The organism is Ensifer aridi, assembly GCF_002078505.1.
GTDB classification, from domain to species: domain Bacteria; phylum Pseudomonadota; class Alphaproteobacteria; order Rhizobiales; family Rhizobiaceae; genus Sinorhizobium; species Sinorhizobium aridi.
In genome coordinates, this window is record NZ_LUAV01000017.1 from 1,952 (window position 1) to 3,226 (window position 1,275).

A 1,275-nucleotide genomic window follows, 5' to 3' on the forward strand; every position below is an offset into this window, starting at 1 on the left:
TTTTCCATCTAGCAGCATTATCACCATCGAAAAGAATGACTTCCGCACCAAGGGCTTTTGTATTTTCAATCTTGATTTTGGGTGTGGTGATCGGAAGGACCAATATCACTTTTACGCCGAGCATCTTGGCCGCGTAAGCAAGCGCCTGGGCATGATTGCCCGACGACGTCGCGATGATGCCGTTTTCGATCTCTTCTCTCGAGAGCGAGAGGGCCTTGTTCAGGGCGCCGCGGATTTTGAAGGCGCCAGTAATCTGCAGGGTTTCGGGTTTGAGATACAGCTGACAACCAACGGCTTTCTCGATTTTCTCCGCACGCAACAGCGGCGTGTGCCTGACGTGCGGCTTCAGCCGTTCCCGGGCTTCCCGGATGTCCTGAATGGTCGGGTAATTGCGCATGGTCATTACTCAAAAAACTGAAAGAAGGTGCCGACGTTATTGGCTATGGCGTTCCGATAGATTTTGCTGGCTGTCGTATTGTCTTGTATGGCCATGCCAGTGGAATCGAAAATCGTGATTTCGTCATCACTTTCTCGTCCCGGCTTCCTTCCCAACAATACCTCGCCGATTTCGCCATGGATGTCGTCTCTGGCGATGATGTTTTTATTCAGCGGGTGCCAGGTCTCGCCCTTTTCTGTGCATTGCGAGATCGAGTCGACGATGATTTTCGCATTCCTGAAGAGCTCTGGATCCAGTTCCTGTTTGCCGCGTTGATCCGTGCCGATCGCCACGATGTGCGTGCCGGGCTTCACCCAATCCGCTTCCACGAGCGACCCTTTCCCGCGGGTCGTCGTAATCAGGATATCGGCCTGCTCAACGGCTTCTTTCTTGGAGTTGGCCATGATTACAGGAATGCCAAATTCGCTTTCGATATCCGTCTTGTATTTGGAAAGGGTGTCCGGGTGACTGTCCCATGCGTGGATCACTTCGATCTTCATGATCTCGTTGATCGCCCGGATTTGCATTCGTGCCTGATTGCCCGTCCCGACCGATGTGATCTTCCTGGCGTCTTTCCTCGCCAGTGCCTTTACGGAAACGGCTCCAGACGCACCGGTTCTGAGACCAAGGATCAAACTTCCATCCATAACGCAAATCAACGCACCGCTCCTGGCATCGAACAGGAAAATGCTCGCCATGCCATTGGGCACGCCGTGTGCTGTCGGGTTGTCAATGAAGCCTCCAGAAGAGGCTTTCATGGAGATCACTTCATTGGCTTTGTAATAACCAAGCTTGAAGTCAATTTCCCCACGAGGCGGTGGGAGATCTATTCCGATATA

2 protein-coding genes are annotated in these 1,275 nt (G+C 52.5%); both read right to left on the bottom strand.

What is annotated here, in order from left to right; all coding sequences use genetic code 11:
- On the bottom strand, window positions 1-403 hold a 403-nt coding region (locus AYK65_RS17170; RefSeq protein ID WP_172402005.1), incomplete at its 3' end, for a pyridoxal-phosphate dependent enzyme.
- Window positions 403-1,275: ornithine cyclodeaminase family protein (locus AYK65_RS17175; protein WP_081159099.1), on the bottom strand; the 873-nt coding region annotated here is incomplete at its 5' end. The genes AYK65_RS17175 and AYK65_RS17170, both read right to left, overlap by 1 nt.